A 14076-nucleotide genomic window follows, 5' to 3' on the forward strand; every position below is an offset into this window, starting at 1 on the left:
GACCTACGGAGTAGGACGGATCGCCCTACCGGCGGACCTGGGCATGCGGAACGACTGCCTACGCTGGACACGTGCATCGACTCAACGCCTGGCTCCGCCGTCACCCCATGGTGGTCGACGCCGCCTGGGCGTCGATCGTGCTGTTCTTCGGCCTGGTGCCGAGCGACAACTACGCCGACGAGGGCTGGCGCTTCGACGCCTCGATCCTGATCGCGGTGCTGCTGCCGCTGCTGATGGTCTTCCGGAGGCGCCACCCCGACCTCACGGTGGCCGCCGCCACCTGCATCGGCGTCGGCCAGGTGGTCGTGAACGTCACGCCGGAGGGCTCCTCGATCGCCTACCTGGTCTTCGCCTACACCGGCGCCGCCTTCGGCCGGAAGTGGACCTCCCGGCTGGCGCTGGCGGCCGGACTGGCCGCCGGGCCGCTGGTGTTCTGGCAGATGATGCCGGTGAAGACGATCTTCGACACGGCGGGCGACGCGCACACCCGCCCGTACGCCTTCGGCGAGGCGGCGCTGATCACGCTGCTGATGAGCACGCCGTTCATCCTCTGCTGGGCCTGGGGCCGGCTGACCAGGGTGCGCCGCGCCTACCTGGTCGAGCTGGAGGACCGCGCCGCCCGGCTGGAGCGCGAGCGGGACGCCCAGTCCAAGGTGGCGGTCGCCGCCGAGCGGGCCCGGATCGCCCGCGAGCTGCACGACGTGGTCGCGCACAACGTCTCGGTGATGATCGTCCAGGCCGACGGCGCCGCGTACGTCCTGGACAACTCCCCGCAGCAGGCGAAGGAGGCGCTCGGCACGATCGCCTCCACCGGCCGCCAGGCGCTGGTCGAGATGCGCCGCCTGCTGGGCGTGCTGCGCACCTCCGACACCAAGGCCGAGGAGTACGTGCCGCAGCCGGGCGTCGAGGAGCTGCCGGAGCTGCTGGAGCAGGTCCGCACGGCCGGGCTCGACGTGGACTACGCCACCTCCGGGCACCCGCGCGAGCTGCCGCGCGGCGTCGAGCTGACCGTCTACCGGATCGTCCAGGAGGCGCTCACCAACGTCCGCAAGCACGGCGGCCCCGACGCGCACGCCCGGGTCGCGGTCGACTTCGGCGAGCGCGAGCTGGCCGTCCTGGTGGAGGACGACGGGCGCGGCAGCACCGAAGAGCAGCTGGCCGCCGGCGGCGCGGACGGCCTCGGCCACGGCCTGATCGGCATGCGCGAGCGCGTCGGCATGGTCAGCGGCAGCCTCGACGTGGGCCCCCGCCCCGGCGGCGGCTTCCGGATCCGCGCCGTCCTGCCGCTCAAGGCGGCCCACTAGCCCCGTCCGCCGTCCACCCTCCAAGGAGTCCCACCTTGACCATCCGCGTGATGCTCGTCGATGACCAGGAACTGCTGCGCACCGGTTTCCGGATGATCCTCCAGTCGCAGGGCGACATCGAGATCGCCGCCGAGGCGGGCGACGGCGCGCAGGCCCTGGAGCTGCTGCGGCGCACCGAGGTGGACGTGATCCTGATGGATGTCCGGATGCCGCGGCTGGACGGCGTGCAGGCGACCCGCCGGATCTGCCTGGCCGAGGACGGCAGCCCGCTGCCGAACGCCCCGCACGTGCTCATCCTCACCACCTTCGACCTGGACGAGTACGCCTTCGCCGCGCTCAAGGCCGGCGCCAGCGGCTTCCTGCTCAAGGACGTCCCGCCGACCGAGCTGGTGGCCGCGATCCGCGCGGTGCACGGCGGGGACGCGGTGGTCGCCCCGACCACCACCCGCCGGATGATCGACCGCTTCGCCGAGGTGCTGCCCACCCCGCACAGCTCTCCCGGCTCGGACGCCCTCGGCCCGCTGACCGAGCGCGAGCGGGAGGTGTTCCTGCTGGTCGCCCAGGGGCTGTCGAACGGCGAGATCGCGGCCCGGCTGGTGCTCTCCGAAGCCACCGTGAAGACCCACGTCGGCCGGATCCTGGCCAAGCTGGGCCTGCGCGACCGGGTCCAGGCGGTGGTGCTGGCGTACGAGGCCGGGCTGATCCGGGCCGGGGCCACCGACTGAGCCGCTGTGCCATTCGGGCGCCCCCGTAGACTGGGGCGGTACGTCCGGTACCCGTCGAGTGGACTGGAACGGTCATTCAGGACAAGGCAGGACAAGGGTGGACGTGAATCCGTCCGGCTTCGCCGACTCCGGCGAGTTCGGCCCGCTCGCCGACGGTCTCGGCGACCGGGCTTTCGGCGATCCCGGCGACCCCGGCAACCGCCCGGCCCGGCTGGCCGTCGGCGTGGTCGGCACCGGCCGGGTCGGCCCCGCGCTGGGCGCGGCGCTCCAGCTCGCCGGGCACACCGTGGTCGCCGCCTCCGGGGTGTCCGCCGCCTCCCGCCGCCGCGCCGAGGCGCTGCTGCCGGGCGTGCGGATCGTCACCCCGCCGCAGGTGCTGGCCGCCGCCGACCTGGTGCTGCTGACCGTCCCGGACGACGCGCTGGCCGACCTGGTGGCCGGACTGGCCGCCACCGGCGCCGTCCGCCCGGGCCAGCTGGTCGTGCACACCTCCGGCGCGCACGGCGTCGCCATCCTGGAGCCCGCCACCCGGGCCGGGGCGCTGCCGCTGGCCCTGCACCCGGCGATGACCTTCGCCGGCACCTCGGTGGACCTGGCCCGGCTGGCCGGCTGCCCGTTCGGCGTGACCGCTCCCGAGGAGCTGCGGCCGGTCGCCGAGGCGCTGGTGGTGGAGATGGGCGGCGAACCCGAGTGGGTGCCCGAGGAGGTCCGCCCGCTCTACCACACCGCCCTCGCGCACGGCGCGAACCACCTGGTCACCCTGGTCGCGCAGGCGATGGACCTGCTGCGCACGGCCGGCGTCGCCGAGCCCGGCCGGATGCTCGGCCCGCTGCTGGGAGCCGCCCTGGACAACAGCCTGCGCTCCGGCGACGCGGCCCTCACCGGCCCGGTCGCCCGGGGCGACGCGGGCACCGTACGGCGCCATCTGGCACAGCTCAGTACGGTGTCCCCGGACATCCCGGCGGCGTATCGTGCAATGGCCCGTGCCACCGCCCAGCGGGCGGTGGCGAACGGGACTCTCTCGACCGACGCTGCGGCCGCTGTGCTGGACGCTCTCAACGAGGAGACGCGCTGAGTGACTCCTCCCCGGCCTGGACCGGGGCTTCTCACTCGGCCGCCGAAGCGGCCTCATGACGGACAAGCCCTGCCCGGTGCGCTACCGCACGGGACGGAGCGCAACAAGGCGGCGACACGTCGCGCAGCCGAATGATCGAAGGAGCGCAGGAATGGCGGGCAAGGCCCAGCGAAGCAAGCCCCAGCGGACGCCGAAGGTCCACCGGGCCGTCGTCACGCACACCGTGGACGACTTCGAGGCCGCGTTCTGGCCGGACGAGCGGCCGGTGGACAACGCCGTCGTGATGACCATGGGCGCGCTGCACGAGGGCCACGCCGCGCTGATCCGGGCCGCCCGCAAGCAGGTCGGCCGGGAGGGCCGGGTCGCGGTGACGGTCTTCGTCAACCCGCTCCAGTTCGGCCCGAACGAGGACCTGGAGCGCTACCCGCGCACCCTCGACGCCGATCTGCGGCTGGCCGAGGAGAACGGCGCCGACGTGGTCTTCGCGCCGTCCGTCGAGGAGGTCTACCCGAACGGCGAGCCGCAGGTGCGGATGGCGGCCGGCCCGATGGGCGAGCGCTACGAGGGCGCCACCCGGCCCGGCCACTTCGACGGCGTGCTGACCGTGGTCGCCAAGCTGCTGCACATCACCGACCCGGACTTCGCCTTCTTCGGCGAGAAGGACGCCCAGCAGCTGGCGATCATCCAGCGGATGGTCGCCGACCTGGACTTCGACGTCGAGATCGTCGGCGTGCCGACGGTCCGCGAGGAGGACGGCCTGGCGCTGTCCTCGCGCAACCGCTACCTGTCGGCGCAGGAGCGCGCCCACGCGCTCGCCCTGTCCAAGGCCCTGTTCGCCGGCCGGGACGCCGCCGCGCAGGGCCCGAAGGCCGTCCGCGAGGCCGCCTCGGCCGTTCTGGACGGCGCCGAGGGCGTCACCCTGGACTACCTCGCCCTGATCGACCCGCACGACTTCTCGGAGGCGGCGGACGACTTCCAGGGCGAGGCGGTGCTGGCCGTCGCCGCGGAGGTGGGCCCGACCCGCCTGATCGACAACGTCCGCATCATCGTCCGGTAGTTCCGCACCGTCGTCCGGTAGCGAGTACCGGCAGCAGGACCCCCTTTCCGGCATGCACTCACAGGAGGCGTGACCACATGCTCCGCACCATGCTCAAGTCCAAGATCCACCGGGCCACCGTGACCCAGGCCGACCTGCACTACGTCGGCTCCGTCACGGTGGACGAGGACCTGCTCGACGCCGCCGACCTGCTCCCCGGCGAGCTGGTCCACATCGTCGACATCAACAACGGCGCCCGGCTGGAGACCTACACCATCGCCGGCCCGCGCGGCTCCGGCGTGATCGGCATCAACGGCGCCGCCGCCCGTCTGGTCCACCCCGGCGACCTGGTCATACTCATCGCCTACGGGCAGATGGACACGGCCGAGGCCAAGGGCTACGAGCCGAAGATCGTCTTCGTGGACGAGCGGAACCGGATCACCGGCCTGGGCGGGGACCCGGCACAGGCCCAGGAGGGCACCGGGCTGCTCCGGGGGGACAGGGCGTACGGTGACGGCAACGGCGCGGCCGACGCCGCCTCGCGCTGAAGGAGCCACCCACCCATGTCCACGCACCGCCTCACCGCCCCGGCCCCCGGCTGGACCGCCGCCACCGACGTGGTCGTGGTCGGCTCCGGGGTCGCCGGCCTCACCGTCGCGCTCAACGTCCGCAAGGCCGGCCTGCGGGTCATGGTGGTCACCAAGGCGATGCTGGACGACGGCTCCACCCGCTGGGCCCAGGGCGGCGTCGCGGCCGCCCTGGGCGAGGGGGACACCCCCGAGCAGCACCTGGACGACACCCTGGTGGCCGGCGCCGGGCTCTGCGACGAGGAGGCCGTGCGCACCCTGGTCACCGAGGGCCCGGACGCCGTCCGCCGGCTGATCGCCACCGGCGCCCTGTTCGACCGGGGCGAGGACGGCGAGATCCTGCTGACCCGCGAGGGCGGCCACCACCGCGACCGGATCGTCCACGCGGGCGGAGACGCCACCGGCGCCGAGATATCGCGCGCCCTGGTCGCCGCCGTCCACACCGACCCCGGCATCGAGCTGATCGAGCACGCGCTCGTCCTCGACCTGCTCACCGACGCCGCGGGCCACGCCGCCGGGCTCACCCTGCACGTGATGGGCGAGGGCCAGCGCGACGGCGTGGGCGCCGTCCGGGCCCGCGCGGTGGTGCTCGCCACCGGCGGCATGGGCCAAGTCTTCTCCGCCACCACCAACCCGGCGGTCTCCACCGGCGACGGCGTGGCGCTCGCGCTGCGGGCCGGCGCCGCCGTCACCGACCTGGAGTTCGTCCAGTTCCACCCGACCGTGCTCTGGCTCGGCCCGGAGGCCGAGGGCCAGCAGCCGCTGGTCTCCGAGGCCGTGCGCGGCGAGGGCGCCCACCTGGTGGACGCGGATGGTGTCCGGTTCATGGTCGGGCAGCACGAGCTGGCCGAACTGGCCCCGCGCGACATCGTCGCCAAGGCGATCACCCGGCGCATGCAGGAGCAGGGCGCCGACCACATGTTCCTGGACGGGCGGCACTTCGGCGCCGAGATGTGGGAGCAGCGCTTCCCGACCATCCTCGCCTCCTGCCGCGCGCACGGCATCGACCCGGTCACCGAGCCGATCCCGGTCGCCCCGGCCGCGCACTACGCCTCCGGTGGCGTGCGCACCGACGGGCACGGCCGCACCAGCGTCCCCGGCCTGTACGCCTGCGGCGAGGTCGCCTGCACCGGGGTGCACGGCGCCAACCGGCTGGCCTCCAACTCGCTGCTGGAGGGCCTGGTCTTCGCCGAGCGGATCGCCGCCGACCTGACCGGCCGGCACCGGGCCGGCGAGCTGCCCGAGCGCACCGTGGACGTCGAGGCCACCCGGTCCGCGCACCCGGTCCCGCTGCCACCCTCCGAGGCGCGCGCCGAGATCCAGCGGCTGATGTCGCGCGGCGCGGGCGTGCTGCGCTCGGCCTCCTCGATGGCCGGCACCGCGGCCGGGCTCGGCCTGATCGCCGAACAGGGCTACGCGCACGTCGCCGAGGAGAAGCCGGCCGACCCCCGGGTGGAGACCTGGGAGGCCGCCAACCTGCTGCTGGTCGCCACCGCGCTGGTCGCGGCCGCCGCGCAGCGCGCGGAGACCCGCGGCTGCCACTGGCGCGAGGACTTCCCCGAGCGCGACGACGCCCACTGGCGACGCCATCTGATCACCACCCTCGCCGCCACCGGCGGCCCGGTCAGCACCCCTGAGGAGCAGTAGAACCATGACCCACTCCCACGAGGAACTCCCGATGGCCGGCGGCTGCGGCGACGGCTGCGCCTGCGGGGACGGCGAGGGCTACGAGACCGGCCTGGACCCGCAGCTGGCCGAGCTGCTGGAGCAGGCCGGGCTGGACCCGGTCGAGGTCGAGGACATCGCCACCCTGGCGCTGGCCGAGGACCTGGCCGGCGGCGAGGACGTCACCTCGGTGGCGACCGTGCCCGCCGAGGCCGTCGCGACCGCCGACTTCACCGCCCGCCAGGCCGGCGTGGTGGCCGGCCTGCGGGTCGCCGAGGCGGTCGTCTCGCTGGTCTGCGAGGAGGAGTTCGAGGTCGAGCGGCACGTCGAGGACGGCGACCGGGTGGAGGCCGGCCAGGTGCTGCTCTCGGTCCGCTCCCGCACCCGCGACCTGCTGACCGCGGAGCGCAGCGCGCTCAACCTGCTCTGCCACCTGTCCGGCATCGCCACCGCGACCCGCGCCTGGGCGGACGCCCTGGAGGGCACCGGCGCGGTGGTCCGTGACACCCGCAAGACCACCCCGGGCCTGCGCGCCCTGGAGAAGTTCGCGGTGCGCTGCGGCGGCGGCGCCAACCACCGGATGGCGCTCTCCGACGCCGCGCTGGTGAAGGACAACCACGTGGTCGCGGCCGGCGGCGTGGTCGAGGCCTTCCGGGCCGTCCGGGCCGCGTACCCGGAGCTGCCGGTCGAGATCGAGGTGGACACCCTGGAGCAGATCCCGCCGGTGCTGGAGGCCGGGGCGGACCTGATCCTGCTGGACAACTTCACCGTCGGGCAGCTGAAGGAGGCCGTCGCGCTGGTGGCGGGCCGGGCGAAGCTGGAGGCCTCCGGCGGACTGACCCTGGCCAGCGCGCGCGAGGTCGCCCAGACTGGTGTCGACTACCTGGCCGTGGGCGCGCTCACCCACTCCTCGCCGATCCTGGACATCGGCCTGGACCTGCGCGCCTGACCGTCAGGGCGAGAACAGACCTGTCCCGACTCGCAGAAAGCGTCCCCGTGCTCCTCACCATCGACGTCGGCAACACCCAGACCACGCTCGGCCTGTTCGACGGCGAGGACGTGGTGGAACACTGGCGGATCTCCACCGATCCGCGCCGCACGGCCGATGAACTGGCGGTGCTGCTGCAAGGGCTGATGGGCAACCACACCGCGGTCCGGGAGGCCGCGGTGGAGGGCCTGGCGATCTGTTCGTCCGTCCCCGCCGTGCTCCACGAGCTCCGTGAGGTGACCCGCCGCTACTACGGCGACGTCCCCGCGGTGATCGTGGAGCCCGGCGTGAAGACCGGGGTGCACGTCCTGATGGACAACCCCAAGGAGGTCGGCGCCGACCGGATCGTCAACGCGCTGGCCGCCAACCACCTGTACGGCGGCCCGTGCATCGTGGTCGACTTCGGCACCGCGACCACCTTCGACGCCGTCAACGCCCGCGGCGACTACGTCGGCGGCGCGATCGCCCCCGGCATCGAGATCTCGGTCGAGGCGCTCGGCGTCCGCGGCGCCCAGCTGCGCAAGATCGAGCTGGCCCGCCCGCGCAACGTGATCGGCAAGAACACCGTCGAGGGCATGCAGTCCGGCATCCTCTACGGCTTCGCCGGCCAGGTCGACGGCCTGGTCGAGCGGATGGCCCGGGAGCTGGCCAAGGACCCGGACGACGTCCAGGTGATCGCCACCGGCGGCCTCGCGCCCCTGGTCCTCGGCGAGGCCACCACCATCGACGTGCACGAGCCCTGGCTGACCCTGATCGGCCTGCGCCTGGTGTACGAGCGCAACCGGCCCGCCGCCGGCTGAGCCGCGCTCAGGGAGCGGGCGTCGGGGCCGTCCGCGGGTACCATTCCCCCCCCGACGGGAAGCCCCCGCCGATCCCGATGGTCGTGCCCGGCGGGACGGTCACCATCACCAGGCTCCCAGGCAGTGCCTCCAGGACCTTCCGCCAGCGCGGGTCCTTCACCACCGCGGCGAGTTGCTCCGGCGTCAGCGGCGGGTCGGTCCGGGTGATCGGCGCGCCCTGCTCCAGCGGCTCGCGGTTCCACTCCTGGAGCAGCATCTGGTAGCCGGGCCCGGTCAGCAGGGCGGACCACACCTTCGAGCCGGCCGGTTCCCCGTCCCGGGTGGCGGCCTGGTAGAGGCGCAGGTGGCCTCCGTCCGGGAGGGCCGTCTCGGTGCAGGCGTCACCACCGATCGGCGAGGGCGGGCAGGTCCTGTCGGCACCGTAGGACCGCGTGATCCAGAACAGGTACTGGGCCGGGCCGTTCCCGTCGTCCAGGACCAGCCGCAGCTGCGGGGTGTCGCTCTCGGTGCCCCTGGCCTCGCCCACCTGCACCGCCCCCTGCGGCAGCAGTTCGGTGAGCATCCCCAGGAACTCCGGCCCGGTGATCGGGGCGGCGGCGCTCGGCGACCCGCCCGGCGACGCGCCGACCGCCACCGTGCCGGGCCCGGGCAGCAGGCCGCCGAACGCGGCCGTGCCCACCCCGGCCAGGGCCAGCGCGGCGGCGCCCGCCGCGGTGCCGATCCGCCGCCTGCGGCGCAGCCGGCGGCCGTACGACCAGCCGGTGTCGACCAGCCTGGTGGCCTCGGTGTCGTAGGACCCGCCGGCCCCGGCCGAGGGCCTCGGTGAAGGCCCGCTCGAACCGCTCGTCGGGCCCGTCGTGCTCTGCGGACATGCTGAACCAGCCTCTCTATCAATCGAGTTGACGCGAATAGTGCAGTGACGTCGACGTGCCGGCCGGCTCAGCGCCCGGCCGGCTCGCCGAGGCTGTGGCCGAGGACGCCGCGGATCCGGCCGAGCGCACGGAAGGCCTGGGTCCGGACGGCGCCCGGGGTGAGGTGCAGGATCGCGGCGGTCTCCTCGACGCTGCGGCCCTCCCAGTAGCGCAGGACCAGCACCGCCCGGTCGCGCGGCGCGAGCCGGCCGAGCGCGTCCATCAGGGCCAGCCGCAGTTCCGGGTCGCCCTGCGGGGCCTCGCCGTCCGGCACCGCGCCGACCGGCCGCTCGCCGCTGGAGCGGCGGCCGCGGTGCGAGAGGAAGACCCGCACCAGCACGGTGTGGGCGCACCCGGCCGGGTTGTCGATCCGGCGCTTGCCGCCGAACCAGGAGGTGCGGTGCCACTGGGCGTAGATCCGCCCGAGCGCCTCCTGCACCAGGTCCTCGGCGAGGTGGGTGTCCCCGCCGGCGAGCAGGCAGGCCGACCGGTAGAGCGCTCTGGCACGGGCGGCCGCGAAGGCCTGGAAGTCCTCGTCCCGCCGCCCGCCCCGGGCCGCCTTCCCCTGACCGTCCGGTTGCATCCTGCCCGGCCCCCTCGCTCGTTCTCCCCTGACACCTGGATGACCAGTCAGGCCCCGGGGGTCGTTACAGGTGGAGGCAAAAGGTTTTTTCACCAGGCCAAACGTGGGTGGTTCGGCGCGACGTTACCGACAAATCGGATATTCCTCACGTAGTGTCAGCCCATGCCTACGCCACACGGATCGCGCGGCGGCATGGCCTTCAGCGCCGACGAAGTCCGCGTGCTGCGCCGAGCCCTCGCCCAAGCCCTGCACCCCGCTGTCCCCGTCCACCTCCAGCGGCCCGAACGGCCGGCGCTCGCCGGGCCGGGCGTCGAGCTCTGGGCGGAGGACGTCCAGGACGCCCTGCGCCTGACCGAGGCGATCGACGAGGCCGTCCAGGAGGGCGGCCGGCTGCGCGCCTTCCTGCTCGCCGACCTCGGACGCTACCGCTCCGCCCTGCCCGGCAGCGCCCCGGGCTACCTGGAGCGGCTGGAGGAGGCGGTGTCCGACGGGTACCTGCCCGGGCCGGAGGACCTCACCGCACTGCGCGGGCTGACCCGCCAGCCCTGCGGCCAGGGCGAGCGGTCCCGCCGCTCCCGGCTGGCCGGGCGCTGCCACGCGCTGGCCGAGGCCGCCGTCCGCGAGCGGCTCGCCCTCCACGCCGGGCAGCCCCGCCACCTGGTGGCCGTACCGAGCCCCGCCGCACCGCCGAACAGTCACCCCACCCCTGTAGGAGGACGGACCACCATGAGCAGCACCGACTCCCGCCCGGAGCAGCCCGCCGCCGCGAAGACCCCGCCCCGTCCGCACCGGATGCCCACCCCCGCCGAGCTGTTCGGCCGCCGCCCCAAGCCCCCGGCCCACCCCGCTCCGCCCACCGACCAGGGCCCCGACGAGATCGAGGACATCGAACTCGCCACCGGCACCGGCTGAGCCGGATCACCCGCCGCCCCCGAGGGGAGACCGCCGCCGCGGTCTCCCCCTTGCGGTAATCCCGTGGCGGAGCACCGTGTGTGGCTGGCTACCCTTGTGGGGTGACCGATCAGAGCCTTGTTCCCGCGACCGACGACCTTCCCGAGCAGATGCGCGTCCGGCGCGAGAAGCTGGACCGGCTCCGGGCGGCCGGTGTCGACCCGTACCCGGTCGGATTCCCCCGCACCACCACCATCGCGGACCTGCGTGCCAAGCACCCGGACCTGGAGCCGGACACCGCGACCGGCGAGCGGGCCGGCGTGACCGGCCGCGTGATCCTCTCCCGCACCGGCGGCAAGCTCTGCTTCGCCACCCTGCGCGACGGCACCGGCGACCTCCAGGTGATGTTCTCCCTGGACAAGCTGGGCGCTGAGCGGCTGGCGGCCTGGAAGGCCGACATCGACCTCGGTGACCAGGTCGGCGTCGAGGGCGAGGTGATCACCTCCAAGCGCGGCGAGCTGTCCGTGATGGTCGACCGCTGGGAGCTCACCGCCAAGTGCCTGCGCCCGCTGCCGGACAAGCACAAGGGCCTGACCGACCCGGAGGCCCGGGTCCGCCAGCGCTACGTGGACCTCATCGTCAACCCCGAGGCCCGCGAGATCCTGCACCTGCGCAGCAAGGTCGTCCGCTCGATCCGCCGCACGTACGAGGACCGCGGCTACATCGAGGTCGAGACCCCGATGCTCCAGCCGGTGCACGGCGGCGCCAACGCGCGTCCGTTCAAGACGCACATCAACGCGTACGACATCGACCTCTACATGCGCATCGCCCCCGAGCTGTACCTCAAGCGGCTGGTGGTCGGCGGCGCCGAGAAGGTCTTCGAGATCAACCGCAACTTCCGCAACGAGGGCGCGGACTCCACCCACAACCCGGAGTTCACCTCGCTGGAGTCGTACGAGGCGTACGGCGACTACGACACCCAGGCCGAGCTGATCCGCGAGACGATCGTCAACGCGGCCCGGGACGCGCTGGGCACCACGGTGATCAAGGGCATGGACGCGCACGGCGTCGAGCACGAGATCGACCTGGCCGAGCCGTGGGAGGAGGTCTGCGTCTACCCGGGCATCTCCGCCCACCTGGGCGTCGAGGTCACCCCGGAGACCGGCGTCGAGGAGCTGCGCAAGCTGGCCACCGAGCACGGCATCCCGTTCGAGAAGGACTGGGGCCACGGTCAGATCGTGCTGGAGATGGTCGAGCGCCTGCTGGAGGAGAACGCCGTCCGGCCGACCTTCATCAAGGACTACCCGACCGAGGTCTCCCCGCTGACCCGCCAGCACCGCTCGCAGCCCGGCGTGGCCGAGAAGTGGGACCTGGTGATCTTCGGTACGGAGATCGGCACCGCCTACTCCGAGCTGGTCGACCCGGTCGAGCAGCGCGCCCGTCTCACCGCCCAGTCGCTGCTGGCGGCCGGCGGCGACGTCGAGGCGATGCAGGTGGACGAGGACTTCCTGCGTGCCCTGGAGTACGCGATGCCCCCGACCGGTGGCCTCGGCCTCGGCGTGGACCGCCTGATCATGCTGCTGACCGGCAAGAACATCCGGGAGACGGTGCTCTTCCCGCTGGTGAAGCCGGAGCCGAAGGCTTCCGCCGCCACGGCGGAGACGACCGAGGAGGAGTGACCTGATGGACTACGTCAGCGCGATCGTGCCGCCGCTGGTCATGGCGATCGGCTTCGGGTTCCTGGTGCGGGCCATCGTCCGCAGCCAGGGCGGGGCCCAGCGAACCAAGGAAGACATCGACTGATCCCGCATGGTCGAGCGGCCCCGCGAGGACCGCGAGGACCGACGGGCGGCACCCGCGACCGACGCCGTCAGCCGCCCGGTTCGACGGGGGCGCCGCCATTCCCGATTCCCGGGGGTGGCGGCGCGCCGGTTTGGCGCACTTCACAAGATTTGCCCCATTCACTCCCTATCCTGGCCGCACTATGGTCCGGCAACTCGGCGAACTTGAGAACGCCATCATGACCCGGGTGTGGCAGTGGAACCGACCGGTCACGGTTCGCGAGGTTCTCCTGGATCTGCGGTCCGAACGCGAAATCGCGTACACCACGGTGATGACCGTCCTGGACAAGCTCCACAGAAAGGGCTGGCTGCGCCGCGAGCGGGTCGGCCGGGCCTATCGATATGAACCGGTCTCCTCGCGTGAGGCGTACACGGCGGCCCTGATGAACGACGCCTGGGCCACCAGTGACAATCCGGCGGCGGCCCTGGTGCACTTCTTCGGCCTGATGTCGCCCGAGCAACGCGAAGCGCTCCGGGACGCCTTGCGGGTGGCCGCACTGTTCCCGTCCGATCCGAGCAGCGCGGATTCCGCGGACGACGGACCGGATACCGGTGGGACGGAACCGGGAGCGGCGCGATAACGTCCCGACCATGGAGGTCACCATCCGCCGGGCGCGGACCACGGACGTGCGGGCAGTACGCAGGCTCATCGACACCTACGCGCGCGACGGCATTCTGCTGGACAAGCCCACAGTCACACTGTTCGAATCCGTCCAGGAGTTCTGGGTCGCGGAACGCGACGACAACGGCGTGGTGGTGGCCTGCGGCGCACTGCACGTGATGTGGGAGGACCTCGCCGAGGTCCGCACGCTCGCGGTGGATCCGGTCGTCCGGGGCACCGGGATCGGGCACCTCCTGCTGGAGAAGCTGGTGCAGACGGCACGCTGGCTGGGCGTCCGTCGGATTTTCTGCTTGACGTTCGAGGTCGCGTTCTTCGCGAAACACGGTTTCGTCGAGATCGGCGAGCTCCAGGAAACCGATGATGGTACGACAGACCCGGCGGCGATCGCTACGGATGTCTATGAAGAACTCCTCCGCTCGTACGATGAAGGCGTCGCCGAGTTCCTCGACCTGGAGCGGGTGAAGCCCAACACACTGGGCAACTCACGCATGCTGCTGCACCTCTGAGCCGCTCCACCCGGGTCAAGGGTTTGTGTTTTCCGGAGAAAGGCGCTTTCCTTTCCTTAGGCAATGGGTCGTTTAGCGGAAAGGGAAGCCCGTGGCACAGAGGGTGCAGGTCATTCTTGAAGACGATCTCGACGGCGGTTCGGCGGACGAGACGGTGACGTTCGCCCTCGACGGCGTTGCCTACGAGATCGACCTGAAGAGCGCCAACGCGGACAAGCTCCGCGGTCTGCTGGCGCCGTACGTGGAGAAGGGCCGCAAGCAGAGCGGCCGGCTCGCCGGCGGCGCCCGTCGTCCGGGTCGCGGCGGTGCTGCGCGTCCGTCCGGCGGCGGTGCGCCCGACACCGCCAAGATCCGCGCGTGGGCCAAGGAGCAGGGCCTGGAGGTCAACGACCGCGGCCGGGTTCCGAGCAACGTGCGCGAGGCCTACGAGAAGGCCAACGCGTCCTGATCCCGGCGCCGCAGGCCCGCCGGAGCGGGTGCGGGGCCCCGGCGGCCGAAGGCGGCGCCGCCATCACACGCACGGGGCGCGGAGGGGTCTCCTC

At 73.0% G+C, this 14076-nt stretch carries 16 protein-coding genes; 14 read left to right on the forward strand and 2 right to left on the reverse strand.

Going from position 1 to position 14076, the window contains the following annotated elements; translation table 11 throughout:
- Positions 1-71: 71 nt before the first annotated feature.
- The 8 genes from ACFU7Y_RS11225 (at position 72) to ACFU7Y_RS11260 (ending at position 8180) form a co-directional block, all read left to right on the forward strand.
- Entirely contained in the window at positions 72-1304 is a 1233-nt protein-coding gene (locus ACFU7Y_RS11225) for a sensor histidine kinase (RefSeq protein ID WP_224283402.1), read from the forward strand.
- Positions 1305-1339: 35 nt separating this feature from the next.
- Positions 1340-2029, forward strand: a complete 690-nt coding sequence (locus ACFU7Y_RS11230; protein ID WP_224283403.1) for a response regulator transcription factor — start codon at positions 1340-1342, stop codon at positions 2027-2029.
- Between the two features lie 97 nt (positions 2030-2126).
- Positions 2127-3104, forward strand: coding sequence for a Rossmann-like and DUF2520 domain-containing protein (locus tag ACFU7Y_RS11235; RefSeq protein WP_380767515.1), 978 nt, complete (start codon positions 2127-2129; stop codon positions 3102-3104).
- A gap of 151 nt (positions 3105-3255) precedes the next feature.
- Positions 3256-4161 (forward strand): pantoate--beta-alanine ligase, encoded by a 906-nt coding sequence (gene panC, locus ACFU7Y_RS11240; RefSeq protein WP_224283790.1) that lies wholly within the window; start codon positions 3256-3258, stop codon positions 4159-4161.
- Between the two features lie 77 nt (positions 4162-4238).
- Positions 4239-4688, forward strand: coding sequence for an aspartate 1-decarboxylase (gene panD / locus ACFU7Y_RS11245; RefSeq protein WP_224283789.1), 450 nt, complete (start codon positions 4239-4241; stop codon positions 4686-4688).
- Between the two features lie 15 nt (positions 4689-4703).
- Complete coding sequence (locus ACFU7Y_RS11250) at positions 4704-6374, forward strand: L-aspartate oxidase (protein ID WP_380767518.1); 1671 nt, start codon at positions 4704-4706, stop codon at positions 6372-6374.
- Between the two features lie 4 nt (positions 6375-6378).
- Complete coding sequence (nadC, locus tag ACFU7Y_RS11255; RefSeq protein WP_224283787.1) at positions 6379-7341, forward strand: carboxylating nicotinate-nucleotide diphosphorylase; 963 nt, start codon at positions 6379-6381, stop codon at positions 7339-7341.
- A 47-nt stretch (positions 7342-7388) separates the two neighbouring features.
- Positions 7389-8180 carry a type III pantothenate kinase gene (locus ACFU7Y_RS11260; protein WP_224283786.1) on the forward strand — a complete coding sequence of 264 codons (792 nt, stop codon included), beginning with the start codon at positions 7389-7391 and terminating at the stop codon, positions 8178-8180.
- 7 nt (positions 8181-8187) lie between these two features.
- Here the strand turns inward: ACFU7Y_RS11260 and ACFU7Y_RS11265 are convergent, their stop codons facing one another.
- Complete coding sequence (locus ACFU7Y_RS11265; RefSeq protein WP_380767520.1) at positions 8188-8742, reverse strand: hypothetical protein; 555 nt, start codon at positions 8740-8742, stop codon at positions 8188-8190.
- Between ACFU7Y_RS11265 and ACFU7Y_RS11270 the strand changes: the two genes are divergently transcribed.
- Positions 8735-8974: a hypothetical protein gene (locus tag ACFU7Y_RS11270; RefSeq protein WP_380767522.1), complete on the forward strand. Its 240-nt coding sequence runs from the start codon at positions 8735-8737 to the stop codon at positions 8972-8974. The two genes, ACFU7Y_RS11265 and ACFU7Y_RS11270, sit on opposite strands and share 8 nt — an antisense overlap.
- A gap of 145 nt (positions 8975-9119) precedes the next feature.
- Here ACFU7Y_RS11270 and ACFU7Y_RS11275 read toward each other — a convergent pair whose 3' ends face one another.
- Entirely contained in the window at positions 9120-9674 is a 555-nt protein-coding gene (locus ACFU7Y_RS11275; RefSeq protein ID WP_380767524.1) for a SigE family RNA polymerase sigma factor, read from the reverse strand.
- A gap of 162 nt (positions 9675-9836) precedes the next feature.
- Between ACFU7Y_RS11275 and ACFU7Y_RS11280 the strand changes: the two genes are divergently transcribed.
- From ACFU7Y_RS11280 to ACFU7Y_RS11300, 5 genes are all read left to right on the forward strand, one after another.
- Complete coding sequence (locus ACFU7Y_RS11280) at positions 9837-10586, forward strand: hypothetical protein (RefSeq protein WP_224282159.1); 750 nt, start codon at positions 9837-9839, stop codon at positions 10584-10586.
- A gap of 101 nt (positions 10587-10687) precedes the next feature.
- Entirely contained in the window at positions 10688-12244 is a 1557-nt protein-coding gene (gene lysX, locus ACFU7Y_RS11285) for a bifunctional lysylphosphatidylglycerol synthetase/lysine--tRNA ligase LysX (RefSeq protein ID WP_380767526.1), read from the forward strand.
- A 305-nt stretch (positions 12245-12549) separates the two neighbouring features.
- A complete protein-coding gene (locus ACFU7Y_RS11290) occupies positions 12550-12987 on the forward strand; it encodes a BlaI/MecI/CopY family transcriptional regulator (protein WP_224282157.1) in 438 nt (145 codons plus the stop codon).
- Positions 12988-12997: 10 nt separating this feature from the next.
- Positions 12998-13534 (forward strand): amino-acid N-acetyltransferase, encoded by a 537-nt coding sequence (locus ACFU7Y_RS11295; protein WP_224282156.1) that lies wholly within the window; start codon positions 12998-13000, stop codon positions 13532-13534.
- A gap of 91 nt (positions 13535-13625) precedes the next feature.
- On the forward strand, positions 13626-13982 hold the full coding sequence (locus ACFU7Y_RS11300) for an Lsr2 family protein (protein ID WP_224282155.1): 357 nt from the start codon (positions 13626-13628) through the stop codon (positions 13980-13982).
- Positions 13983-14076: the final 94 nt, after the last annotated feature.

The organism is Kitasatospora sp. NPDC057542 (assembly GCF_042801945.1).
Classification (GTDB): domain Bacteria; phylum Actinomycetota; class Actinomycetes; order Streptomycetales; family Streptomycetaceae; genus Kitasatospora.

Coding starts and splice junctions, on each gene's coding strand:
- ACFU7Y_RS11295 (WP_224282156.1), top strand. CDS start 12,998: ATGGAGGTCACCATCCGCCGGGCGCGGACCACGGACGTGCGGGCAGTA.
- ACFU7Y_RS11280 (WP_224282159.1), top strand. CDS start 9,837: ATGCCTACGCCACACGGATCGCGCGGCGGCATGGCCTTCAGCGCCGAC.
- ACFU7Y_RS11290 (WP_224282157.1), top strand. CDS start 12,550: ATGGTCCGGCAACTCGGCGAACTTGAGAACGCCATCATGACCCGGGTG.
- panC (WP_224283790.1), top strand. CDS start 3,256: ATGGCGGGCAAGGCCCAGCGAAGCAAGCCCCAGCGGACGCCGAAGGTC.
- ACFU7Y_RS11250 (WP_380767518.1), top strand. CDS start 4,704: ATGTCCACGCACCGCCTCACCGCCCCGGCCCCCGGCTGGACCGCCGCC.
- ACFU7Y_RS11265 (WP_380767520.1), bottom strand. CDS start 8,742: ATGCTCACCGAACTGCTGCCGCAGGGGGCGGTGCAGGTGGGCGAGGCC.
- panD (WP_224283789.1), top strand. CDS start 4,239: ATGCTCCGCACCATGCTCAAGTCCAAGATCCACCGGGCCACCGTGACC.
- ACFU7Y_RS11275 (WP_380767524.1), bottom strand. CDS start 9,674: ATGCAACCGGACGGTCAGGGGAAGGCGGCCCGGGGCGGGCGGCGGGAC.
- nadC (WP_224283787.1), top strand. CDS start 6,379: ATGACCCACTCCCACGAGGAACTCCCGATGGCCGGCGGCTGCGGCGAC.